The organism is Nanoarchaeota archaeon (assembly GCA_018897155.1).
Lineage (GTDB): Archaea > EX4484-52 > EX4484-52 > EX4484-52 > LFW-46 > LFW-46.
The window spans coordinates 18,585-40,109 of sequence record JAHILE010000010.1; the positions used below are offsets into that span (position 1 = coordinate 18,585).

At 42.7% G+C, this 21,525-nt stretch carries 26 protein-coding genes; 13 read left to right on the forward strand and 13 right to left on the reverse strand.

What is annotated here, in order from left to right; genetic code table 11:
* Positions 1-2: 2 nt before the first annotated feature.
* Both KKB09_00860 and KKB09_00865 read right to left on the reverse strand, forming a co-directional pair.
* The gene (locus tag KKB09_00860; GenBank protein ID MBU4299746.1) at positions 3-950 is read right to left on the reverse strand and encodes an MCP four helix bundle domain-containing protein; all 948 of its coding nucleotides are present in this window, start codon (positions 948-950) and stop codon (positions 3-5) included.
* A 224-nt stretch (positions 951-1,174) separates the two neighbouring features.
* Complete coding sequence (locus KKB09_00865; protein ID MBU4299747.1) at positions 1,175-1,783, reverse strand: Kae1-associated serine/threonine protein kinase; 609 nt, start codon at positions 1,781-1,783, stop codon at positions 1,175-1,177.
* A gap of 51 nt (positions 1,784-1,834) precedes the next feature.
* On the opposite strand from KKB09_00865, the gene KKB09_00870 reads away from it, so the two are divergent.
* On the forward strand, positions 1,835-2,413 hold the full coding sequence (locus tag KKB09_00870; GenBank protein ID MBU4299748.1) for a PH domain-containing protein: 579 nt from the start codon (positions 1,835-1,837) through the stop codon (positions 2,411-2,413).
* Between the two features lie 37 nt (positions 2,414-2,450).
* On the opposite strand, the gene KKB09_00875 is transcribed toward KKB09_00870, so the two are convergent.
* Positions 2,451-2,915 carry a hypothetical protein gene (locus KKB09_00875; protein MBU4299749.1) on the reverse strand — a complete coding sequence of 155 codons (465 nt, stop codon included), beginning with the start codon at positions 2,913-2,915 and terminating at the stop codon, positions 2,451-2,453.
* Positions 2,916-2,933: 18 nt separating this feature from the next.
* Positions 2,934-4,424 (reverse strand): glycine--tRNA ligase, encoded by a 1,491-nt coding sequence (glyS, locus tag KKB09_00880; GenBank protein ID MBU4299750.1) that lies wholly within the window; start codon positions 4,422-4,424, stop codon positions 2,934-2,936.
* A 136-nt stretch (positions 4,425-4,560) separates the two neighbouring features.
* Between glyS and KKB09_00885 the strand changes: the two genes are divergently transcribed.
* Positions 4,561-5,754: an ATP-binding protein gene (locus KKB09_00885; protein ID MBU4299751.1), complete on the forward strand. Its 1,194-nt coding sequence runs from the start codon at positions 4,561-4,563 to the stop codon at positions 5,752-5,754.
* A 4-nt stretch (positions 5,755-5,758) separates the two neighbouring features.
* Here the strand turns inward: KKB09_00885 and KKB09_00890 are convergent, their stop codons facing one another.
* Positions 5,759-6,391, reverse strand: a complete 633-nt coding sequence (locus KKB09_00890; GenBank protein MBU4299752.1) for a hypothetical protein — start codon at positions 6,389-6,391, stop codon at positions 5,759-5,761.
* A gap of 135 nt (positions 6,392-6,526) precedes the next feature.
* On the opposite strand from KKB09_00890, the gene KKB09_00895 reads away from it, so the two are divergent.
* Genes KKB09_00895 through KKB09_00905 form a run of 3 tightly spaced genes read left to right on the forward strand, consistent with a single transcriptional unit; the run spans position 6,527 to position 8,451 of the window.
* A complete protein-coding gene (locus KKB09_00895) occupies positions 6,527-6,886 on the forward strand; it encodes a hypothetical protein (GenBank protein ID MBU4299753.1) in 360 nt (119 codons plus the stop codon).
* Between the two features lie 11 nt (positions 6,887-6,897).
* A complete protein-coding gene (locus KKB09_00900) occupies positions 6,898-7,296 on the forward strand; it encodes a hypothetical protein (GenBank protein MBU4299754.1) in 399 nt (132 codons plus the stop codon).
* A 24-nt stretch (positions 7,297-7,320) separates the two neighbouring features.
* A complete protein-coding gene (locus tag KKB09_00905) occupies positions 7,321-8,451 on the forward strand; it encodes a tryptophan--tRNA ligase (protein ID MBU4299755.1) in 1,131 nt (376 codons plus the stop codon).
* Positions 8,452-8,453: 2 nt separating this feature from the next.
* Here the strand turns inward: KKB09_00905 and KKB09_00910 are convergent, their stop codons facing one another.
* A complete protein-coding gene (locus tag KKB09_00910) occupies positions 8,454-8,978 on the reverse strand; it encodes a hypothetical protein (protein ID MBU4299756.1) in 525 nt (174 codons plus the stop codon).
* A gap of 27 nt (positions 8,979-9,005) precedes the next feature.
* Entirely contained in the window at positions 9,006-9,785 is a 780-nt protein-coding gene (minD, locus tag KKB09_00915; protein ID MBU4299757.1) for a cell division ATPase MinD, read from the reverse strand.
* 254 nt (positions 9,786-10,039) lie between these two features.
* On the opposite strand from minD, the gene KKB09_00920 reads away from it, so the two are divergent.
* The 5 genes from KKB09_00920 to KKB09_00940 all read left to right on the forward strand — a co-directional run bounded on the left by KKB09_00920 (position 10,040) and on the right by KKB09_00940 (position 13,698).
* A complete protein-coding gene (locus tag KKB09_00920) occupies positions 10,040-10,414 on the forward strand; it encodes a hypothetical protein (protein MBU4299758.1) in 375 nt (124 codons plus the stop codon).
* Between the two features lie 80 nt (positions 10,415-10,494).
* Complete coding sequence (locus KKB09_00925; GenBank protein MBU4299759.1) at positions 10,495-11,517, forward strand: hypothetical protein; 1,023 nt, start codon at positions 10,495-10,497, stop codon at positions 11,515-11,517.
* Between the two features lie 97 nt (positions 11,518-11,614).
* Positions 11,615-12,580 (forward strand): DNA repair and recombination protein RadA, encoded by a 966-nt coding sequence (gene radA, locus KKB09_00930; GenBank protein ID MBU4299760.1) that lies wholly within the window; start codon positions 11,615-11,617, stop codon positions 12,578-12,580.
* A 92-nt stretch (positions 12,581-12,672) separates the two neighbouring features.
* On the forward strand, positions 12,673-12,867 hold the full coding sequence (locus tag KKB09_00935) for a hypothetical protein (protein ID MBU4299761.1): 195 nt from the start codon (positions 12,673-12,675) through the stop codon (positions 12,865-12,867).
* 81 nt (positions 12,868-12,948) lie between these two features.
* Positions 12,949-13,698, forward strand: a complete 750-nt coding sequence (locus KKB09_00940; protein ID MBU4299762.1) for a ZIP family metal transporter — start codon at positions 12,949-12,951, stop codon at positions 13,696-13,698.
* Here KKB09_00940 and KKB09_00945 read toward each other — a convergent pair.
* The 3 genes from KKB09_00945 to KKB09_00955 form a co-directional block, all read right to left on the reverse strand.
* Entirely contained in the window at positions 13,672-14,205 is a 534-nt protein-coding gene (locus tag KKB09_00945; GenBank protein MBU4299763.1) for a hypothetical protein, read from the reverse strand. The two genes, KKB09_00940 and KKB09_00945, sit on opposite strands and share 27 nt — an antisense overlap.
* 87 nt (positions 14,206-14,292) lie before the next feature.
* Entirely contained in the window at positions 14,293-16,224 is a 1,932-nt protein-coding gene (locus KKB09_00950) for a PINc/VapC family ATPase (GenBank protein ID MBU4299764.1), read from the reverse strand.
* 198 nt (positions 16,225-16,422) lie between these two features.
* Entirely contained in the window at positions 16,423-16,707 is a 285-nt protein-coding gene (locus tag KKB09_00955) for a 50S ribosomal protein L21e (protein MBU4299765.1), read from the reverse strand.
* Between the two features lie 111 nt (positions 16,708-16,818).
* Between KKB09_00955 and KKB09_00960 the strand changes: the two genes are divergently transcribed.
* Positions 16,819-18,717 carry an ATP-dependent DNA helicase gene (locus tag KKB09_00960; GenBank protein ID MBU4299766.1) on the forward strand — a complete coding sequence of 633 codons (1,899 nt, stop codon included), beginning with the start codon at positions 16,819-16,821 and terminating at the stop codon, positions 18,715-18,717.
* A 112-nt stretch (positions 18,718-18,829) separates the two neighbouring features.
* Positions 18,830-19,087, forward strand: coding sequence for a hypothetical protein (locus tag KKB09_00965; GenBank protein ID MBU4299767.1), 258 nt, complete (start codon positions 18,830-18,832; stop codon positions 19,085-19,087).
* A gap of 39 nt (positions 19,088-19,126) precedes the next feature.
* Here KKB09_00965 and KKB09_00970 read toward each other — a convergent pair whose 3' ends face one another.
* Both KKB09_00970 and KKB09_00975 read right to left on the reverse strand, forming a co-directional pair.
* Complete coding sequence (locus KKB09_00970) at positions 19,127-19,330, reverse strand: NFYB/HAP3 family transcription factor subunit (GenBank protein ID MBU4299768.1); 204 nt, start codon at positions 19,328-19,330, stop codon at positions 19,127-19,129.
* Between the two features lie 74 nt (positions 19,331-19,404).
* Entirely contained in the window at positions 19,405-19,701 is a 297-nt protein-coding gene (locus tag KKB09_00975; protein MBU4299769.1) for a hypothetical protein, read from the reverse strand.
* A gap of 92 nt (positions 19,702-19,793) precedes the next feature.
* Here KKB09_00975 and KKB09_00980 point away from each other — a divergent pair, with 92 nt between their 5' ends.
* Positions 19,794-21,230 carry a DUF87 domain-containing protein gene (locus tag KKB09_00980; GenBank protein MBU4299770.1) on the forward strand — a complete coding sequence of 479 codons (1,437 nt, stop codon included), beginning with the start codon at positions 19,794-19,796 and terminating at the stop codon, positions 21,228-21,230.
* Positions 21,231-21,338: 108 nt separating this feature from the next.
* On the opposite strand, the gene KKB09_00985 is transcribed toward KKB09_00980, so the two are convergent.
* Positions 21,339-21,525 (reverse strand): hypothetical protein (locus KKB09_00985; protein MBU4299771.1); only part of this gene is annotated, 187 nt, incomplete at its 5' end.

Here is a 21,525-nt window from a genome sequence, read left to right on the forward strand (position 1 = left end):
TATCATCTTTTCATGCTTTCCAATTCATTTATCCTCTTTTTCAATTCAATCATCTTGAGCTCTCGCCCCACTGCAATCTTATTGAAGCGCTCAAGCTCTGCAACCTTTTCCTCGAGCTCTTTCTTCGATGCCTCAAGCTTTTTGTTTTTGATGGATATTTCCTCATCCCTTTTTGTGATATCCTCAACCATGCAGTTGAATGAATGAGTAAGCTTCCCTATCTCGTCATCAGAAGCCCCCTCCACTATTTTTTTGATGTTCCTATAGTCGCCGCTCATTTCTTCCGACGCCCTTGTCAGTTCTATCACAGGATCCGCGATTGAGTGGGCGAAGATAATGCCGCTTAGAATTGCCGAGATCATGGAAACGATGATAATTATCAAAATCGAAACCAACGACCTGTTTATCGTCGTATTGACGGCTTCGCCCCGATATTTTATTTCCTCTGACTTATGCTTCAGCGCAGAGTCCAGCGATACAAAAAGCTTTGCCCTGGCGTACTCAAGCGTTTCGCCGGCTTCTGCAATTTCGGTGTCCTTTGTCCCGCTGTTTTTCAGCAAAAACATTCTGTCCGAAGCGCCGATAAAAGCCGCGGCATTCTCTTTAATCTCATCCCTTGGCTCTCCATCTTCGAGAAAAGGCTCGCCGATAATGGCACGGTATGCCTCAACAGAACTTATGAATTCCGCTTTGCTTTGAATCCTTGCGGCATCCCCTATATATTCGCGGGTATTGTTGCGCGCCTGTGCAAAATCCATTGTTGCGGCAAAAACCTGCATTGCGGCAATTTTCGCGTCTTTAAGCAAATTAATTGCGGGAATGGTCTCATTTTCCAGGGATTTGATGCCGCTGTCAACATATTTCATACTCACAAAGCCGACATAGCCCACAATAACAGAAAATACAGAAAGCGCCAGAAATCCGGATACCAGTTTTTTGCTTAGGTTCATTCATCACCACATCAGACAGTTAAATGCGCTCTTATATATGGTGTTTTACGGGTATATATGCGTTTACATCTGATTTTATGATTGCTGTTCAGAAAGGCGCGCTTTTCTTTTCACATACATTCGAAAACATCCACTATGTTTCCTCGAATCTATTTTCAGCCAGCCATCAATCGCCACGGGCTAAAAAGCCTCGAATGAAAATGAGAGGATTCGCCGATAACATCTTAAAAAACACCATTTTTGCTTCGGCGAATATACCTTCCGCGCGACTTCAATTTTTCAAGCCGGAGAATAACTTCTTTTTTTCCGCCGGATTTTTCATACTCTGACAAAACCAGTTCAATTGCTTCATCCGCGATTCCCGAATGGGTGGAATTCAGCGCCTCGAAAAGCGTATGCAAGTCCACCGCCATGTCCTCCGGCTTTTTTGAGAAAAACCCCAGGCCGAAATCGATGAAATAAATTTTTCCGCCTTTTAAAATAAGGTTGCTCGTTGTCAAATCGCCATGGATTATTTCGGCTTTGTGCAGCGCAACGATAGATTGTGAAAGTTCGGCGCAGATTTCGCAAAAATTATTTTTGCCAAGAATATCCTTGACGCGCGGGCCGTCGATAAATTCCATTTCTATTGAAAACATATTTTTATTCAGGACTTTTGGAACGGACACAATATTCGCCGCGCGTTCCAGAAGCTTTGCTTCGGCACGTGTGCGCTCTTTTCTGAGCTTGTCGTCAAGCGCTTTTATGCGGTATGATTTCGGGACGCGATCTTTTAGCACAGAACTATCTGTCCGATAAATGTCCGCTTCGGCGCCTTTCCTTAACAGCTGCATAAATCCAGTTTAAGTATTAAAGTTAATAAACACCCTTCTTCAAATAAGATTATGGTCGATTGGCACCTTCTTCCGGGAGAAAAAGCAATACACGAGACAAAAATCTCGCGCATGATTTTCTGGAAATATTATTTTATTGCAGTGGCGCTGCTTGCGCTTTCTGTATTTGTGAATTTCACAGACTTCTCAAAATACAATGTCGCAATACCTAAGCTTGAAGTGTCCGGCGCCATGATTGCAATTGCCGGAATAATCGCATTTGTCGCAGAAAGGCTGGCTGCACGCGAAATGGTGCTTCTTACAACAGAGCGCGTGATGATAAGAAAACGCGGCTTAAATGATGACGAAATGGGTAATAGCGACATAAAAAGCAGCGCTGTTGGTATGGTAGGCACTGTGCGCATGGAAGCGCTAAAGCTTGAAACAATAACAAATGTGCAGGTAAGGCAAACCATGATACAACGCATTCTTGGAATGGGCGACATTGCAATACTGTCCGGCTACGAAGAGCATGTTGTAAAAGACCTGCACCACCCGTTTGATATAGAGCGCGCGATTTACCGCATAATAGAAAAAAAGAGCGAAAGCAGGGCAAATGCAAATGCGCGACCTGCGATTGAACGAAGATGATGAGATGCGCAGAAAAATATAAAAAACTTCAGTCAAATTATCGTTCAAGAATCTCATTTATGAACATATTTGTTTTTCCGGTCAAATCAAGCTCATGGCCGCGAATATTTTCCCTTACAGTGGCTCCTCCTTTCTCAAAATGCTCTTTATTAAACACATAGATTCTATCAGAACAGTACATCTCGCGCCGCGTAAGATATTGCATGCTTGTCATAATGTCTCTTAATTCGGGGGATTCTTCGGATACAATAACAGATAATTCTGTGGATAATTTTCTTTCTGCCTCATCGCTATTCTCAGCTGTTTTAAGTCTAGCTATAATGGCATCATTTCCACGATACATTTTTAGCTGATGCGCTCCGGTTTCAATACTGCTAAGTTCATCAAAGATATTCGGCGTAACTAAAAGAATTCTATAGTCTTTGATAAAATAATTATCACCATCATATTTCGCTAGGTTGCTAATGCATTTTAATACTGAAGCTTCATCAAGCACTGTCATATGAATTCACCAAAATAATCATTTCAAGTCTTTCCTCAATCGCTCCGCCAATTCCCCAATCTTCACCCTCACCTGCTTTCCTGTATCGCGCTCGCGTATTGTGACATCTTTCTTTTCAAGCGAGTCGTAGTCTATTGTCACGCAGAACGGCGTTCCGACTTCATCCATCCGCGCGTATCTTTTCCCGATGCTTCCGGCTTCATCATATGATGCCATGAATTCTTTTGCAAGCATCGCATGGACTTCGCGCGCCTTTACATCAAGATTGTCGCGCGCCATAAGCGGAAATACTGCAACCTGTATCGGCGCAAGGTGATTTGGCAAGTTCAAAACATTGCGCTCGCCAACGCCTGCATCAGGCTTGTAGCAGATATCCAGTATTGCAAAAGCAGGCCTGTCTGTACCAAATGCAATCTCAATTATCTGCGGGAATATTTTGTTGTTCTCTTCGTCAGGCACTGACATATCAGTTCCTGATGCCTTTGAGTGGTTGCCAATATCATAATCCGTCCGGTCTGAAATTCCGCACATCTCGGTCCAGCCGAAGCTTTCAAGCTCGGCTTCGAGGTCCCATGTATCGTCTGAATAAAATGCCTTTTCGTCCGGCGCGTGCTGCCTGAAGCGGATTTTTTCCTGCGGGATACCGAGCTCAAGAAATATTTTGTATGAGACATAAAGCGTCCATGCATAGGCTTTGTTTTTCAGGACATTGCTGTTAATCGCTTCGTCAAGTGATGTTGATGCAGGATCTTTTTTATTATCCTGCATATACCACGTCCATAGCGGCAGCTTCTCTTTTTTAACCTTTTCAAAAGGCTTCCAATCATGCTTGAGTTTTTTTGTCAGGAATAATTGCGCCTCTGCCTGTGTGAACTCCCTGCACCGGATAACGTGCTGGCGCGGGGAAATCTCGTTCCTGAAAGCCTTTCCTATCTGAAAGACCCCGAACGGGAACTTCTTTCTGAAAAATTCATAATATCTTTTGAAAGGAAGATAAGTTGTTGTCGCTGTCTCGGGCCGATTGTACGCCTCAGTATTTGTTCCAATCGTTGTGCGCATCATCAGGTTATGCCTGCGGATTTCGGGAAGGAACTTGGAGCCGCATGTAGGGCATTTCACGCGCAGGTCATTGATGTAATCGAGAAACTGGTGCTCTTTGAATGCAGAAACAATAACATCCGGATATTTTTCTTCAATCAATTTGTCAATCCGAAAAACGCCTTTGCACTTGCTGCATTCAACAAGCGGGTCGGTGAATCCTTCCAAGTGGCCGGATGCCTTCCAGACCTCGCGCGGCATAACAATCGGGCATTCCACTTCCCAGAAATTGTGCGCAATGAAGACCTCGCGAATCTTATTCTCAATATTATTCTTAAGCCTTTTGCCAAGCGGCGCGTAAGTGAAAAAACCCGCGAGCCCGCCGTATATCTCAGGCTCCGGCCCCCACACAAAACCGCGGTGGGTAAGCATCTGAATTAGCTGTTCCTGGAATTTTTTGTTTGACGGCATGAAAAACATCCTTTGTAAAGACTATGGCAGATAAGGAATTTAAAGGTATTTTAAAACCATGGGTTAACGATTAAGTACGTTTGTTTTATATTCTGCAGCCATTCAGCTATTTATGCCGCATAATGCAATAACGCATATGAATGTTTCAAATTTCCTAAAAAGCGCGGGTTATTTCTTCCTGCTCATGCGCCCGTTCTCAAAGCCTGAAAAAGACGCTCTTGACACGATTCTCCCGGACCTGCCGAAAGACGCGCGCACCACTGCAAAAAAGCTCGTAAAGCAATACAAAGCAAGAATCGCAAGAAAACAAATGCCTTACAGCGAAAAAATAACTTCCATAAGGCATTATTCGCTGCTTGAAGCATACGGCGAAGAATCAAAAGACGAAATTGCGCGCTTGAATAAGATTCTAATAGATGCAGCAGAAACCCGCATAACTGAAGAGTTTTCAAAAAACGCGTGGCAGAACCTCCAGAAGATTTTTGCTCCACACCTCATAGGATTTGACGACATAAAAAAAGGAGTTCTGCTCCAGATATTTTCAAAGGATCCAGTTCACGTTCTTCTTATCGGAGACACAGGAACCGGAAAAACAGACATCCTGCGCGCAGCAGAAGACATCTCACCCATTTCAGCATTCGGCCTTGGCTCAGGAACATCAAACACAGGCCTTACAGCCACAGTGCGCGGAAAAGAAGTAAGAAAAGGCATACTTTCGCTTGCCGACAACGGCATGGCGCTGATTGATGAACTGAACCTTATGAAAACCGAAGACCGCGCAGGGCTTTACAATGCAATGGAAAAAGGCTTTATCACATTTGACAAAGGCGGCAACCACTTTAAGTTCGATGCGCGCTGTTCTGTACTAGCCAGTGCAAACCCGAAAGGGAGTAAATTCAAAGGAACTACGCTTAAAGAAACAAAAGCCCAAATGCCGTTTGAGCCTGCGCTTATTTCAAGATTCCATCTAATATACCTCATTCGCGAGCAGACAATAACTCAATTCATGAAAATCGCTGACAGCGTTCTCGCGCACACCGATTCTGCAAATAAAAAAGACGCGGAATTCCTCAAAAAGTACATTGAAAAAGCAAAGTCACTTAATGTTGATTTCAACGAGACATACAACGCTGCAATAAAGGAATTTGTCAAAAAAGCAAAAGAAAGTGAAAGCCGCCTCGTGATAGAAGTGACGCCGCGGTTTGTTGTGGGATTGAAGCGAATGATTGATGCAAGCGCGCGGATTGAACAGCGCAGCCGCGTTGAGAAAAAAGATGTGCTGCGCGCAATTGAAGCTGTTTCTTACGCGCTGAGTACGGCAAGGATTTGAGGCATCACAGTGATTTTATAACCTCATACGCCGCTAGCAAATCCGCATTGTCGACATAAATCAGCAGCTCCGGCGTTGATGTGAGCAGCTCAACGACATTTATTTTGTTCATCGCAAGCTCTGCGCTGACGTAGGAAACTATACCGCGCGTCTCTATCGCATCATGCGGAAAAATTACGTCGATTTCAGCGATATTGTCGCGCGCTTCAATTATGTCTTTTGCGTCAAAAATCTCTTTGATTTGTTTTGCGCGCGATTTGTCCAGAAATATCTTTATAGACAGTGAGCTCTGGACAATTTTGAATGTCTCGCTTGGCGCATGATTGATGGATTTAACCGCTTGCGCAAGCTTTTCAAGCGCAGCTTCTGAGTTTTTGAGGCATATGATTGCGATATTGTCTTTCGCGCTTGTGCGCATGTTTTTTATCAGATGCTGCAAATCTTTTGATTTTAAGGATTCTTGTGGGTGCCTGCGCAAGGCCATAATCAGCGCTTCAGACTGCTTAATCGGGATTTTCTCGTGTTCTGCAATGTAGCGCGCAAGTGCCCTGCGATTAATCAGGCCTTTGTTTCGGGCTTCGCGCACATCGGGGTTTTTGCTGAAAAAACGCTCAAGAGTTAATTCTATTTGGGACATAATACAATATTATTGGTCAAAATTTATATAGTTTGCGCGTTTATGACCAAACATTTAAATACCTGGTAGTGACTAAGATAGAAGACCAATAACAAAAGGTGATTGGAATGAATGGATTAAACGAAATAAACAAAAATGGCGAAAACGGTGAAAACCGGTGGCTACATTGACGGATTTAAAGAGGCGAAACGCCTTGTTTCTGAAGGAAGGGCGCAATTAGAATCTGCGAAATACTTAGAATCACATATTACAGACCTGGAATTTGTAGGTCTTTGCAGAAGAGCTGATGAAACACAGAAAGAAACACAGAAAAACGCAAGCGAAAAAATATCGCGCGGGCTTGAAATATATCGCAGCTTGCTAAGGCATAAAAACATACAGCATTTTCCGCGGGTAAAAACTGCCATAGAATACACAATAAATGAATTTGAAAGGCACATTCCATCTTCAGTGCAGGCAAAATGTTATGGCGCGCTTTTTATAGGGCCTGAATAAGCGGTGATGCGATGGTAAAACCACATTATATGGACCTTGTTGAAAGCAGCGAACTTGGAGAAAAATTGGCCGAAATTATGACACGAACATTTTATAATCTGGTTGATACACCATTCAAAAATCTGGGTGATCATCACGGTTGCAGTGCGGCATGCGAAATTAGGGAAATTGGCAGACTCAAACAACAGATGACTGATCAATCCCACACATACTTGGGCGAAGAAATTTACAAAGACGCGATACTCGAATTAACAGAACGGATAGACGATATAATCACTGAAAATAAAATAAATGATGGAAATCATTTTCAGGATTGCTCAAACTATGCTGCATTAATCAACAGGTATCTTGGGGAGTTGAAGTATGCGCGACAAGCGGAAGATTTTGGAAGAACTATGAAATCCTTTTAAAGAATCAAATACAGCATGATATATATGGTCGTTCAAAAAGTCACCCCTTGGGAAGTCGAAGGAACTGTAGATTATGACAAGCTCATTAAAGAGTTCGGGACAAAACCAGTAGACGCGCAGCTTAAGGCAAAAATTGAGAAGATAACTGGCGAATCAAACATATTTATGCGCCGCGGCTTCTATTACTCGCACAGGGATATGGACTTGATACTGAAGGATTATGAAAGCGGCAAAGGTTTTTTTCTTTACAATGGAATCGCGACAGGAGGGGAAATCCATATCGGGCACTTGATTTCTTTCATTTTCGCAAAATGGCTGCAGGATAAATTCAAGGTAAATTATTACATCCAGATACCTGATGAAGAGAAATTCCTATTTAAGCAAAACCTCAACTGGGAAGACATGCAAAACAGGGCAATGGAAAACGCGCTTCATCTCGCCGCCCTTGGTTTTGACCCTGACAGGACGTTCATGTTCCGGAACACAGAATACATAAAACAAATGTATCCGATTGCCATGAAAGTAGCAAAAAAAGTAAATTATTCCACTGTTAAAGCAGTCTTCGGATTTAATGACCAGTCAAATATCGGCATGATATTTTATCCCGCATTGCAGATTGTGCCAACGTTTTTTGAAAATAAGAGATGCCTGATACCTGCGGGAATTGATCAGGATAATTACTGGAGGCCTCAGCGCGACATCGCAGAATCCCTTGGCGGCTGCAAAACTGCAGCAATGCATAATAAATTCCTTCCGCCTTTGACAGGCATCTCGGGAAAAATGAGTGCGAGCGCAAAAGACACCGCCATTTATCTTTCTGATGACGAAAAAACAGTAAAGCAAAAGGTCATGAAATACGCATTCTCAGGCGGTCAGCCAACAGTAGAAGAACATAGAAAACTGGGCGGAAACCCCGACATAGATGTTTCATTCCAATGGCTCTCGATTTTATTTGAAGAAGATGACAAAAAACTCGAACAAATCCGAGAGGACTACAAAAGCGGAAAGCTTCTCAGTGGTGAAATGAAACAGATTCTTATAGAGAAACTCAATGCATTTTTGCGCGAACATAAAAAGAAAAAAGAAAATGCAAAAGCGCTTGCAGAAAAGATAATGTATTCGGGCAAACTCGCACAAGCAATGTGGAAATGTTAAGTCTATAATTCATGCTCTGAAATCCTTCCAAACAGCCACACCAGCATCAACGCAGTAATTCCAAGTACATTCGGCAGCCCATAATTGAAGCTAAGCGATTCAAAAAGAACATATATGATAGCTTCAAGAAAATAGATTTTTCGCAAAGTGTTAAATCTATGCGCCTCAGCGCGTTTTAGAACGTATTCTGAAAGCATCCGTGAAATTCCAAGAGCATCAACAGCCCGCAAAACAGCAAGGGCTGCAAAATAAAACCCGATTTGCAAAGAAGCGGCTTTCATAATAAGGAAAAGCACAAACATTGCAATTATATCTATGAGAACGCCAAGCCCGTTTTTTGGAGGAAAACGCTTCACTGAATGCTTGTGCCGGACCCAGTACGCCACAATAAGAACGTATGTGAATATGAATAAAACATACTGCACGGTATTAGAAACGCCAATCCAATCAAAGAATCCCTGCACCAATATGATAGCAAGTAACCCAGTCACTAGTTTATGGCTTATGCCGCCATAGTGTTTTTCCATAAATATCTATTACAAGCAACTATTTTTCTATATCTTAAGGAAACTGAAAATTCGCTCGAAAATCGACATGGCAGGCCCTCCCTTTGTTGGCGGCTGCCATTCGATTCCGCCTATTTTTGCCGCAAGCGCCTTCATGGCCACTGCAGATTTTGAACTCGGAGAATAAGCTGTAACCGGCGTCTTTGCTGCAAGAGAATCGTGCACAGTAGGATCTTCAGGAATTGATGCGATTATCGGATGCCCCAAAAGAGACTCGATATCTGCATTTGAAAGCTCTGATGAATGCCCGCGAACGCGGTTTAAGACAACACCGATAACACCAACGCCAAGCTCTTCTGCAAGCTTTATTGTCTTAAGCGCGTCAGTTACTGCCGGAAGCTGAGGATTTGTGACAATCAAAAGCTCGTCAACGGATTTTAGCGTTGCTACAGCCTCTTTGCCAAGGCCTGCCGCGCAGTCAAGAAATACCACATCGTGCCCATCTGCAGCATCGGCAACAACTTTCTGGAGCTTGTCCGGCTTTGTGTTTTTAAGGTCGCTCATGGAGATTCCTGCAGGAATTACCCTAAGCCCCGAAGGATGAACATACATAGCCTCGTTGACATCAGCCTCACCTCTAAGAACATCGTGAAGTGTTTTCGGATACAGCGGCACGCCTAAGTGAAACCCAAGATTTGGGGTCGTGAGATTCCCGTCAATTACAAGAGTTCTTTGACCGAACTCATTTAGAGCAGCACCTAGATTTGCGGTAAGTGTGGTCTTTCCAACTCCGCCTTTTCCCCCAGTAACAGCGATAACGCGCGTCATTAAAACACCAGAATGATATTAATATTGTGGACTCGGGTATATATATTTATGCGCTCAAAAATTAGCTATGCGAACAGGGATTAACACAAAAAATGAATTTTCTGCACCAACCCATCTAGTCCTAATTGCGCTAGTGCTGGTATTCTAAGCACTTGCATCGGCTTCTAATACGGAACATATTTTTTGCGCGCATTTTTCCGTAAATGTCATTCTGTTTTTTGTGGCCGGTGTGTTGTTAAAACGAGTTAGGTGATTTGATTAACAATGAAATAAAAAAAGAAATAAGTTACGAAGAAATTGAAGCAATACGCAATTCAGCCGAACCTCCGAGTATTGGAGGCATACGAGCAATATGCGACTATTTCGGAATGAACAGCTCTTCCGGCAAGCAAATAATGCATATCCATAAATTCGGCGTGCCGATAAAAACGATAATAGACGCGCTTGAAAATGGAGAAAATAGAATAAATGCATATGGCGGCGACCCGCGAATAACCGGTATTGCAATTGGCGATAAGAATAGAAAATATGCTCTTATTGTGTTTGGCGATTGTGGCAAATCTATGGACATACAATCCGTCTATCCGCTTAACGATTTTAAACCGGTTAAACAAATCGGGCGCTTTTAAAAAACGCGAAGCTTAAACATTTTGTCTATCGGCAATGTGAAGCGCATAACTTTAAATATACCGCCCGATAATTCACTGTTATGAACCTAGACGAAAACGATATAATAAAGGAAATAATGGCAAAAACAGGCAAAACTGCCGATGAAATCGCAAAGCTTATCGAGGATAAAGAGCTGGAATTTTCAGGGATGGTATCGAGAACCGGCGCGGCTTTTATTGTCGGCAGGGAGCTTGGCGTAAATCTCCTAAAGCCTGCTGCAAATGTGCTTAAGATAAAAAACATAGTGCCGGAACTTTCGCGAGTCAATTTCTTTGGAAAAATCATACAAGTGTCACAGGTGCGCGAGTTCGAAACAGAGCGCGGAAAAGGAAAAGTTGTAAACCTTGTTCTTGCGGATGACACAGGAACCATACGCATTCCCCTTTGGAATGAAAGCGCCGACCTTGTTGGCGGAGAAAGCGGATTTGCAGTTGGAGATGTTGTTGAAATATCCGGCGCATACACGCGAAAAGACAATTACGGACGCGCCGAGCTTCAGCTTGGAAAATATGGCGCAATGAAAAAGAACAGCGAAGTCAGCATAACTGTCTCAAGTGAAGTCCCGACTCAATCAGAAGCATACAAAGACATGACGCTTGACAACATCACAGAAAATACTTTTGTGAATATCAGGACAACAATCATTCAGGTTTTTGAAAGAAAAATGATTTACCGAAAATGCTCAATATGTAAAGAAAAACTTGAAGGAATGCTTTGCCCAAAACATAAGGATGCAAAACCGGATAAGCTTCTGATGATTTCTGCAATGCTTGACGACGGCTACGCATCGATAAACGCAGCATTCTTCAGAGAAGCCGCAGAAAATCTTTTGCAGAAGAACACAAATGAAGTGGAAGAAGATATAATAATAAATGGGGAGCGCACCATATGGAACAATCTCAAAATCGTTGGAAAGACATACAACATACAAGCGCTCGTCCGAAGAAATGAAGTAATGAACCGGCTTGAGCTTGCCGTTCATAAGGTCAAAGCAGTAAATGTTTCTTCAGAATGCAATGCGCTTCTCTCTGAATTAAAAACAGATGGCGTCAGCGTACAATGAAAAAACAGAATAACAAATAAATAATGAGACTCTAATCTATAAGGTGTGACCCATGTCAAAAAAAGAAATAATGAATGTTGAAGAATTGCCTGATGCAATGCCTAAAACATCTGGAAAAAAAGAAATAACTTCAGTTGAAGATTTGCCCGGGGTGGGGCCAAAGACAGCGGAAAAGCTTGCAGAAGCAGGATATGGCGAATTAATGTCAATCGCCACGGCAAGTGCAGCAGAAATCGCGGTAATCGCTGATTTAGGCGATGGAACTGCGGCAAAAATAATTCTTGAAGCGCGAAACGCGCTTAATCTAGGATATGAAACTGGGCTTTCTGCTCTTGAAAAACGTAAAAATGTAGGAAAGCTAAACACGGGAAGCAAAGAATTGAACGCGCTTCTTGGCGGCGGAATAGAAACGCAGGCAATAACTGAATGCTACGGAGCTTTCGGCTCTGGAAAGACGCAGATGTCGCATCAGCTTTCGGTAAATGCCCAGATGCCAAAAGACCAAGGCGGACTTGACGGCGGAGTACTTTTCATAGATACTGAAAATACGTTCAGGCCTGAGCGAATTATTCAAATGGCTGAAGCCTCTGGCCTCGACCCTCAAAAAGTTCTTGCAAACATACATATCGGCAGAGCATATAATTCAGACCACCAAATACTTCTGCTTGAAAAGGCAAAAGACATAATACGGGAAAACAATGTAAAGTTAGTGGTTGTTGATTCCATAACTTCGCAATTCCGCTCAGATTATGTCGGCAGAGGAACGCTTGCAAACAGGCAGCAAAAGCTGAACCAGCACATGCATGCGCTGCAGAAGTTCGCGGATACGTTCAATCTCGCAGTTTACATAACTAATCAAGTTATGTCACGTCCGGATATGCTTTTCGGCGATCCAACTGCGCCGATTGGCGGAAATATTGTCGGCCACCAATCCACATTCAGAATATATTTGCGAAAGAGTAAAGGCGACCTACGCATTGCAAAACTTGTGGACTCGCCCAACCTCCCTGATGGAGAAGCGATTATCAAAGTCACAACTGAAGGGATTAAAGATAAGGAATAACAAGAAAGACAGTGGGGTTAGTTAGTGAACTCGTCACACATGCAACATAAGAATATATATTCCGCCACGCATAAATAAATGCGTGGCGTTATATGAAATTTGAAGAAACAGTCATTCCCGTTATGAAAATAGTCTTTCTTGCAACAATACTGTATTCCGTAATGCTGTTTATTGCGTCAAAATTTCCGTCAGTCAGTCAGCCGGGGACTATGCTCATAATATCAATTCTTGCATTGATTATAACATTCACATTCAGCGCTTTTATGCATGGTAAAGTGAATTATTGAATGTTGGAGCTTATTGAAAATCATCAATTGCGTTAAAAATCATTCCGAAAGAATATAACTGCAAGTGTTCCTGTATTATATATGGCATCCGAATTAATCAACATCATTATTCTAAGCACTTTAGCAGGATTAGCAACTGGGGTCGGAGGGCTATTAGCAGTAATCAGAAAGCCCGGGAAAAAATTATTCGGATTCCTGACAGGATTTGCAGCAGGCGTTATGCTCGTTATTTCTTTTATGGGGCTGGTTATAGAAGCCTGGAAAGATATAGGGTATTTAATGACTACTCTCGGCTTTGCAATAGGGGCTATAGTGATGTTTTTGCTTGATGTTTACATACCGCATATACACTTTTCAACAAAAGAAACAGGAAAAGTTAATAAAAAATTATTTAAAACAGGCATCTTGATTGCACTGGGCATTACACTCCACAATATTCCTGAAGGTATTTCAGTCGGCGCAGGTTATATCCACCTGCCGGAATTTGGCGTGCTGATTGCAATAGCAATTGCTTTGCACAATATCCCTGAGGGAATAGCAACTGCGCTACCAATCTATATGAGCGGAGCCTCACGAATAACTGCAGTTAAAATTGCCTTTTTCTCAGGAATGGTTGAACCAATAGGCGCGCTTTTCGCAGGACTATTTCTTAAAAACTACGTATCGTCGGTGTCTATAGCGCTTGCTTTTGCAGCCGGAGTAATGGTTTTTATAACTCTGGACGAATTGATTCCAAGCACAACTAAAGGAAGCCATGAACATTCCACGGCACTCGGGATTATCGCAGGAACGGTCTCCACATTTTTATTGCTCGGAATATTCCATATCTGAATGTATATGAAATGTATGGCATGTTTTAATTACAGGGACGCGAAATGCTTTATGGCTTAAGTAACTATCTTTTTTTCTCTGAGCTTTTGTATAACGAGTAGGTGTGTCGAGAAAAATGCTATAATCAATCAATTTTCTTACGCTTTCATTCCATAAGGCTAAATAACTTTCAAGAATGATTATTTTTTTAGAATGTATTATTCGGAATGTTCTTATCCTGCCGCTGATTTCATAGCCAGGATTTAGCTTTTTATCCTTTGTCATTATTTGAACATCGTTGCCATTTCTTAGTTGGCTAAGGTCGTGTATTAATTGGTCAAAATCGATAGCATCAGGATGATCCCAATTTCTCATTCCCTGATGAATTGGAACATTCGGTTCAAGTTTCTGGTAATCGTCAAAATGCACAATTTCAATCAATTCAGGAAATTTGTCAAGAAGACCATAAGCCAATGTAGATTTACCCGAACCAGTTCCACCCGCAATCGCTATTATGTGAGCCATCATTAGTTTTATTTGTTTGGAATATTTTTATAAGAGTAACACAGCACATTCACTAGACATACCACAAGCAATTGCGCATCACAACAAAACTTATCCCGCCAGCACATTCAAATTACCCAGCGCAACCGCCTTCAAAACCTTGTCGCCAAGTTCTGATTTTTTCTGGATTTTGACCTGCGCTTTTTTGCCAATTGTTGCAGAAAACAAAAATTCGTCGCCTTTGTAAATATCGACTTTTGACCCAACATAATTTTCTGGAACAACTATCGAAAGATAGCCGCCTGCTTCAAAAACACTGTATTTGATAGTTTTTTTCAGCGTTTCTATAATCGGCTCAACTGTCAAAGACATTCCGGTAAGCTTTTCAAGCTCTTTGATATTACTGCCTTCGCGTCCGATTACATATGCCATGTCTGCCTCCTCCACGCGCAGTATTGCGCGGTTCGCTGAAATGATTTCCACGCGCGGATTGGCAATTCTTTTTTTCAGAATTTCGTAAAGCCGCTCCTCTGCAAGCTTGTTTATTTTCGAGGTTTCTGCCTTGCTTTTTATCGGTATGACAACTGTCTGCTCGCCGTAAGTGTAGGCCTCAAAAAGCAGCCTGCCTGTCTCAAAATCAAGAATCTCAATAATGGGCCGCGCTAAATCTGCCTCAGTCATTCCGGTCGGGGTGCGCACATCAAGGTTCAGCGTATAGACCTGCTTTATCTCGCCGTTTCGAACATATACTATTGTGTCAATTACCTGCGGAATAAGGCCAAGCTCAATTCGCCCGATGAAACGATGAATCGTATCTATTGCCTGCGTTGCGTGAATAACACCCAGCATTCCGACTCCTGCAAGCCGCATGTCTGCAAAAATCTTAAAGTCTTTTGTGCTTCTGACTTCATCATATATTGTGAAGTCGGGCCTGACAAGAAGGAGTATGTCTGCGGTATTTGCCATGTCGTTATTCAGGGCGCCGTACTGCGTTATTTCCGGACCGACCTGCAAATCGCGTGGATGCTCCATTGTCTTTACGATTTTTCCTTTTTTCTGGTAAAACTCAGCCATTGCCTGAGCCAAAGTGCTTTTTCCATGTCCCGGAGGCCCGGCAACAATTATGCCTTCCGCACGCTCATCAAACCGCTCAAGCAGTTTTTTCGAAAGCTTGTATTTTTCGATATCGACCTTAACAATGGGCCTTACCGCAGTTATTTCCATTTTCTCGGAAAATGGATGCCTCGTTATTGCAATGCGGTATTTGCCAAGCTGTATCACTGTCGCCCCGCGCAAATCCATTTCTAAAAGCCCGCCCGAAGTTCTTGATTTTTCAAAAATTTCATGCGCCATATTTTCAAGAATATCCTCTGTCAATAGTTCGCCGTCGATTTCAATCAGCTTGAATTCACCGGGTTTCCCTCGTTTTGCTTTGGGAGTGCAGCCCTCCTTAAGATGAACCGACATAGTGTCCGAAGTAAAATAATCCTCAAGGCTCATTCGCTCGATTTCTGCTTTTTTGAAATAAAGCACTTTGACGCCCTCTGCTTCCGCAACCTTTGCCTGGACCATATCAGCAGTCACAAGAGTCGCTTTTAAGTTGCGCGCAATATCCCTTATCAGCGAGTCTATTCGGCCTGATTTTGCAAGCTGAATTTCCTCGATTGTCGGCTTTCTGCCGATCGTTGACATAGTAATGCCTTTTTCTTCTGCAAGCTCCCGTATTATTTTCAGCTCCTCAAGGCCTTCAAAGCCGATGTCTTTTCCGTGATTTGCCTGGTTCTCAAGCTCAGCTATCACGAATTCCGGAACAACGAGCTCGCCTGTGAGCTTTCCCTCGCGCACAAGGTCGGTTACATTGCCGTTTATTATTGCCGACGTGTCTGGAACGAACTTTTGAACATGTGTTTTTTGTTGATCCGCCCGTTGTTTTTGCTGATCTGCATTTTGTCTTAGAGCACCATGTTTTTCTGCAGCATTTGCCGCGTTTTTGGAAACAATTATGTTTTCCGTTTCTATCTTCTGTTTTTTTGTGTTTTTCATAAAAATCAATCTTTATATCTCAATTATTTTAGGCAATGAATTTTTGCATTAATCCGCTTAACTTCAATCGCCAATCCATATTATTTTGAAATTAGTGTTCTAGATTTATATGGCTAAGTCCGGCTTTATTCTGAATGTTAGTTATATAGGACATACTAAGAAATAGAGAGCGAGGTGCTATTTCGTTTGTTTTTCCAATTAAATCGTCTTTAGGTGCTCTCCTGCGGCAATAAGCCATTTTGTCTTTCCGCCATCTTTTATCTCGACAACATAAGACCTTCCGCGCTTCTCGATTACTGTGCCAAGAGCCCCATAATATCGTGGGTGCGGTATTCCGTCATGTATGGCTGGGTTAATTCGTATAACGACCTTTGCACCGTGTTTGAATTCCTTCATTCGCGAGGCTACTGTAACGCGTTTTTCTGCTGCGCCTGACAAAAGCCTTCTTGTCTTGTTCCGAAATCCTGTTGAGCGTCGTGCCATAAAATATTACCTAGCCATTATAGAACTTACATTAATATAAAGGATATATTTTTAAAGGTATCGGCAACGCCAAGAGATTATAAATATAAGCATCCTTTCCGAAAAAAGATCATGCATGCTAACCCGCCAAATTCATTTCCATTATTTCCGTTCCCTCAAATCCGCGACGGGCAACGGCAGTTGATGGAAGCGGTGCAAAAAACAGTAAAGAACAAAAAAATCCTTCTTGCAAACGCCCCCACAGGCATCGGAAAAACCGCAGGCGTGCTTGCCCCTGCTCTTGAATATGCACTTGAAAACGGGCTCACCATATTATTTCTTACGCCGCGCCATAGCCAGCATAAGATTGTTGTGGACACTTTACGCGAAATCAAAAAAAAATCAGGAAAAACCATACAGGCCACCGACTTAATCGGAAAGCGATGGCTTTGCAATCTCGAGGCTGCCCAAGATATGCAGCAAAGCGATTTTGAGGCGCACTGCGCATCAATAAAAAAAGAGGGCACCTGCCCATACCACAATAACACATATTCCAAAGTGGGTGCACTTTCTGAGAATGCCTTAAAAATGCTTTCAAAGCTGGAAAGCGAAATAATGCATGCAGAAGAGGCAAAAAAAGCGTGCAAAGGCCTCTGCCCTGCGGACATAATATTCGAATCAGCTAAAGCAGCAAACGTAATTATTGCAGATTACCATCACATTTTTCATCCGTCTGTCCGTGACGTATTTCTCGCAAAAACCGGAAAATCGCTTGAAAACTGCATAATCATTGTTGATGAGGCGCATAATGCCCCTGCGCGCATCCGTGGGCTTCTTTCAGCGCAACTGTCCACATTCCAGCTTGAGCGCGCGATAAACGAAGCGGAAGAATTCGGCAACAAAATGCTTGCGGATGACCTTGAATTTATGCTTAAGGCAATTTCAAAAATGTGCGGCGATAAATTTTCAAGCATAAAATATGCAAATGAAGCATTCGTAAAAAAAGAAGAAATTTCCGCGGTGTTTGAAAAAGTCGGCGGAAAAGACATATTTCTTAGTTCTATTGAAGAAATTGCAGAACTCGTACGCGAAAAAAGAAAAAAGTCATTCCTCGGCGGAATTGCGTCCTTTTTTCAAAGCTGGAGCGGCCCGGATATCGGATTTGCAAGAATCATGCGCAAATCAGATGAAAAAAGGGGCGAGTTTCTTGTAAGCTACGACTGCCTTGACCCAAGCATTGTCACAAAGCCGCTTTTTGAAGAAACGCATTCAATTGTGCTTATGTCAGGCACTCTTTCGCCAATTGAAATGTATGAAGAGCTTTTCGGGCTCACATCCATGCGCGCGGAAAAACTTGTCCTGACATCCCCATTCCCTCCTGAAAACCGCCTCTGCATCGTGGTCAAGGATGTAACAACGAAATTCACAAAACGCAGTGAAGAAGGCCTGCTTAAAATCGCCGGCAATCTTGTCAAAATCATAAATCGGGCGCGCGGAAACACAGGCGTCTTTTTCCCGAGCTATTCGCTTCGCGATTCGGTGTTTGAGCTGATAGAGCGCTCTATTGAAAAGCCCGCGCTTCTTGAATATCCGAACATGTCAAAGGAAGAAAAACAGAATCTCTACAAGAAATTTGTGAACGCCGCAAACAATTTCAGGGGTGCTGCTCTCTTAGGAGTAATTGGCGGAAACTTCAATGAAGGCGTTGATTTCCCTGGAAAAATAATGAACACAGTTGTGATTGTCGGGCTCCCGCTTGAACGGCCGGATCTTCTTACTGAGGCGCTGATAAGCTACTATGATTTTAAGTTTAACAAAGGCTGGGACTACGGATATTCATATCCGGCAATAACCAAAGCCGTGCAAACCGCAGGCAGAGTTATACGTTCAGAAACAGACCGCGGGATAATCGTTTTTATGGACGAGCGCTATCTCTGGCAAAATTACAGGAAAGTGCTTCCGCCTGACATGGATCTTAAAATCAGCACAGACATTGGAAAAGAAGTTGAGGAATTCTTTAAGAAAACATGATATAACTGATTGCGTTTTATTGAAATCGATTGCGTGCGACAATCCCATTAATACCGAAGCCTTAATTTTTAAACAATGCAAATTTTAAGACCTTAGACCAAACATCCAAAGCTTGATAAAAATCTCAAACTACAAAATCCGCGGAAAAAATACGCAGGGCTTCTTGAAAAGAATCTCAACCCAAAAATTTCAGGACTTTTTGAGTAAATATGGAATTAAAAGCAAGTCTCTTGAAGACGTTTATTCTGAGGATTATCGCGCATTTAACCTTCTTGTAACCGATAATGAAAGAAAAACACAACAAAAGCAATTTCTATTTTCTCGCATAATTTGGAATTTGGACAAAGTTTACGCAAAATGCTTGGGGTAATAATTTGATTTTTCGAGCAAGCCACTAATTTCGCCAACCTCAAATCTTGCTCGCAAGGCGTATGTCTTCCGCTTTTATCGTTTTTCTTTTTGCATGCGCAGCCATTGTCGTTGCCTGCTTTGAGATGTCAACCGCAATCTCTTCAAGAATGCCTGCAAGCTCCTCTGCGGCTTCTTTTGAAACCCTTCCGCCGCCGCCTTTTTTTATCAGGCGCTCGCATGCTGAAATAGAAAGCTCGACCATAAGCATTATATGATGCGCGGATTTTAAAAGCTTGTTTTGGCAAGTGTGCCTTTGCCATTATCTGCCGGCAACACTCAGGATTTTTTGCCAAAAAGTTTCTTGAACACGCCGGTATCAATATTGACTTCGATTCTGCTCTGTCCGCCTTTTTTGCGCGCCAATAGCGACAGCCCTGCTTTCAGAAGCTCCGGAGTTGTAAGGACTTTTTTAATGTCGTTGATTTTCACATTGACAGAAAGCAACTCTCCCTTGTTTTTCAGGCTTACGCTAATTGCGCGCGAGCCGTCAAGAATAATATCCGCCGCAACATCATGCTTTTTTGCAAGCCGCTGCAGGTTGCTGAAAACTTTTTCAAAGCCGTCTTTAGACATATTTATCTAATATATACTTTCAGCCCCAAACATATATATCTGCACATAGGTGCCAAGCTTTTAAATCCAGAGAAATTGGGGAATGATTCAAAATGCGCGAAATGCACAACATCGTTGTCGGTAGGGATGAAACGGATTTCAATAAATTTGGCGAACGAGGAACCGGCATCATAGGCAAGCATTTCGTCGGCGAAAAAAAAGAGGCGCATCTTACCAACTATGTCCGGATGGATTTTGCGCGGCCGCACATTATCGGAATTTTCGGAAAACGTGGCACTGGAAAAAGCTTTACAATGGGCGTTCTTGCAGAAGAAATTGCTCTTCTTGAAGATGATGTACGCAAAAACCTTTCGTGCATCATAGTTGATGCAATGGGCATTTTCTGGTCTATGAAAAACCCCAACGACCGCGACATGAGCATGTTCGCCAACTGGAACACAAAACCCCAAAGGTTCGCAATAAATCTCGTAATACCGCGCGGGCAGATAAAGAACTTCGCGGAAAATGACATTCCTTTTGATGCTGTTTTTTCTCTTAATCCCGCGGAGCTTTCGGCAGAAGACTGGGCGCTTACATTTAATATAAATCTTGATTCCGAAATGGGCATTCTTTTGCAAAAGGCGCTTAAGCGCGTAAAAAAGCGCGGTGATTTTTCTCTAGAAGATCTTGCAGTTGATGTGAAAAATGAAAACGGCCCGGATCACCTGAAAGACGCGCTGATAAATCGGCTCGCAGTGGCATCAGAATGGGGTATATTTGAGCAGGAATCAGTAATTTCAAAGCGCAGCAAACAAAAAATATCTGAAGAAGAACTGCTGAAGCGCGACTTAGAATACATTAATCCGCCGGCCAAAAACGATGCTAAAGAAAAACCCCCATATCTCTTTAGCGGCTCAAGCGAAATACAAAAAAAGTCTGACTATAGAAGCTATTCATCTCTTCTTGATTGCATTATTCCTGGAAAAATAACTGTTGTCGACCTGAGCCTTCTTGGCGACTGGTCGGTGCGCGCCCTTGTTGTCGGACTGCTATCAAAAAAAGTCCTTGAAGCGCGAATGGAATCAAGGCGCATAGAAGAAATGGAAGCTGTAGAAGGCATTTCAAAATCATCAAAAACCCCGATGACCTGGATAATGATTGATGAGGCTCACCAGTTCCTTCCTGCAAATGGAGAAACGCCGGCAACTGCACCGCTACTTCGATGCGTAAAAATCGGAAGAGAGCCAGGAGTATCTATGGTCTTTATTACACAGCAGCCAAACAAGCTGCATGAAACTGCGATTTCGCAGTGCGACTTGATTATCGCCCACAGGCTTACTGCAAAACAGGATATTGATGCATTACGCAACATCATGCAAACCTACCTAAAATATGACCTTCAGGAATATATTGATGCGCTCCCACGGGTAAAGGGTGCGGCAATAATTCTTGATGACAATTCTGAGCGAATCTACGCAGTAAGAATCAGGCCAAGACTAAGCTGGCATGCAGGAGGAAGCCCGAACGCGATAAAGGAAAATGTGAAATAAGCGCGCCTAACCTTACAGGAATCCCGATGCTGTCTGCCTCTTGCGGGACTTCAAAGGGAATGTTGTCGGAATTCATATTCTTGGAAACTACCTTACGGAGGATACTATCTAACTATCGTCATCCATATTAACAACATAAGCAATCAAATTCAATAACTTCATTCGCCCTAATTTCAAATGTATTTCAGCTTCTTCAGCAGGCGTTTTTCCTTTCAAGCTCATATGCGGATTAACGAAATTGTGGATTATTCGCCTCAAATTCAGAAAATCCTTTGCGCCTTCATGACATCCAAAG

Excerpts from the sequence above, each read along its gene's own strand:
- KKB09_00860 (MBU4299746.1), bottom strand. The coding sequence starts at position 950 with ATGAACCTAAGCAAAAAACTGGTATCCGGATTTCTGGCGCTTTCTGTA.
- KKB09_00865 (MBU4299747.1), bottom strand. The coding sequence starts at position 1,783 with ATGCAGCTGTTAAGGAAAGGCGCCGAAGCGGACATTTATCGGACAGAT.
- KKB09_00870 (MBU4299748.1), top strand. The coding sequence starts at position 1,835 with ATGGTCGATTGGCACCTTCTTCCGGGAGAAAAAGCAATACACGAGACA.
- KKB09_00875 (MBU4299749.1), bottom strand. The coding sequence starts at position 2,915 with ATGACAGTGCTTGATGAAGCTTCAGTATTAAAATGCATTAGCAACCTA.
- glyS (MBU4299750.1), bottom strand. The coding sequence starts at position 4,424 with ATGCCGTCAAACAAAAAATTCCAGGAACAGCTAATTCAGATGCTTACC.
- KKB09_00885 (MBU4299751.1), top strand. The coding sequence starts at position 4,561 with ATGAATGTTTCAAATTTCCTAAAAAGCGCGGGTTATTTCTTCCTGCTC.
- KKB09_00890 (MBU4299752.1), bottom strand. The coding sequence starts at position 6,391 with ATGTCCCAAATAGAATTAACTCTTGAGCGTTTTTTCAGCAAAAACCCC.
- KKB09_00895 (MBU4299753.1), top strand. The coding sequence starts at position 6,527 with ATGGCGAAAACGGTGAAAACCGGTGGCTACATTGACGGATTTAAAGAG.
- KKB09_00900 (MBU4299754.1), top strand. The coding sequence starts at position 6,898 with ATGGTAAAACCACATTATATGGACCTTGTTGAAAGCAGCGAACTTGGA.
- KKB09_00905 (MBU4299755.1), top strand. The coding sequence starts at position 7,321 with ATGGTCGTTCAAAAAGTCACCCCTTGGGAAGTCGAAGGAACTGTAGAT.
- KKB09_00910 (MBU4299756.1), bottom strand. The coding sequence starts at position 8,978 with ATGGAAAAACACTATGGCGGCATAAGCCATAAACTAGTGACTGGGTTA.
- minD (MBU4299757.1), bottom strand. The coding sequence starts at position 9,785 with ATGACGCGCGTTATCGCTGTTACTGGGGGAAAAGGCGGAGTTGGAAAG.
- KKB09_00925 (MBU4299759.1), top strand. The coding sequence starts at position 10,495 with ATGAACCTAGACGAAAACGATATAATAAAGGAAATAATGGCAAAAACA.
- radA (MBU4299760.1), top strand. The coding sequence starts at position 11,615 with ATGCCTAAAACATCTGGAAAAAAAGAAATAACTTCAGTTGAAGATTTG.
- KKB09_00935 (MBU4299761.1), top strand. The coding sequence starts at position 12,673 with ATGAAATTTGAAGAAACAGTCATTCCCGTTATGAAAATAGTCTTTCTT.
- KKB09_00940 (MBU4299762.1), top strand. The coding sequence starts at position 12,949 with ATGGCATCCGAATTAATCAACATCATTATTCTAAGCACTTTAGCAGGA.
- KKB09_00945 (MBU4299763.1), bottom strand. The coding sequence starts at position 14,205 with ATGATGGCTCACATAATAGCGATTGCGGGTGGAACTGGTTCGGGTAAA.
- KKB09_00950 (MBU4299764.1), bottom strand. The coding sequence starts at position 16,224 with ATGAAAAACACAAAAAAACAGAAGATAGAAACGGAAAACATAATTGTT.
- KKB09_00955 (MBU4299765.1), bottom strand. The coding sequence starts at position 16,707 with ATGGCACGACGCTCAACAGGATTTCGGAACAAGACAAGAAGGCTTTTG.
- KKB09_00960 (MBU4299766.1), top strand. The coding sequence starts at position 16,819 with ATGCATGCTAACCCGCCAAATTCATTTCCATTATTTCCGTTCCCTCAA.
- KKB09_00970 (MBU4299768.1), bottom strand. The coding sequence starts at position 19,330 with ATGGTCGAGCTTTCTATTTCAGCATGCGAGCGCCTGATAAAAAAAGGC.
- KKB09_00975 (MBU4299769.1), bottom strand. The coding sequence starts at position 19,701 with ATGTCTAAAGACGGCTTTGAAAAAGTTTTCAGCAACCTGCAGCGGCTT.
- KKB09_00980 (MBU4299770.1), top strand. The coding sequence starts at position 19,794 with ATGCGCGAAATGCACAACATCGTTGTCGGTAGGGATGAAACGGATTTC.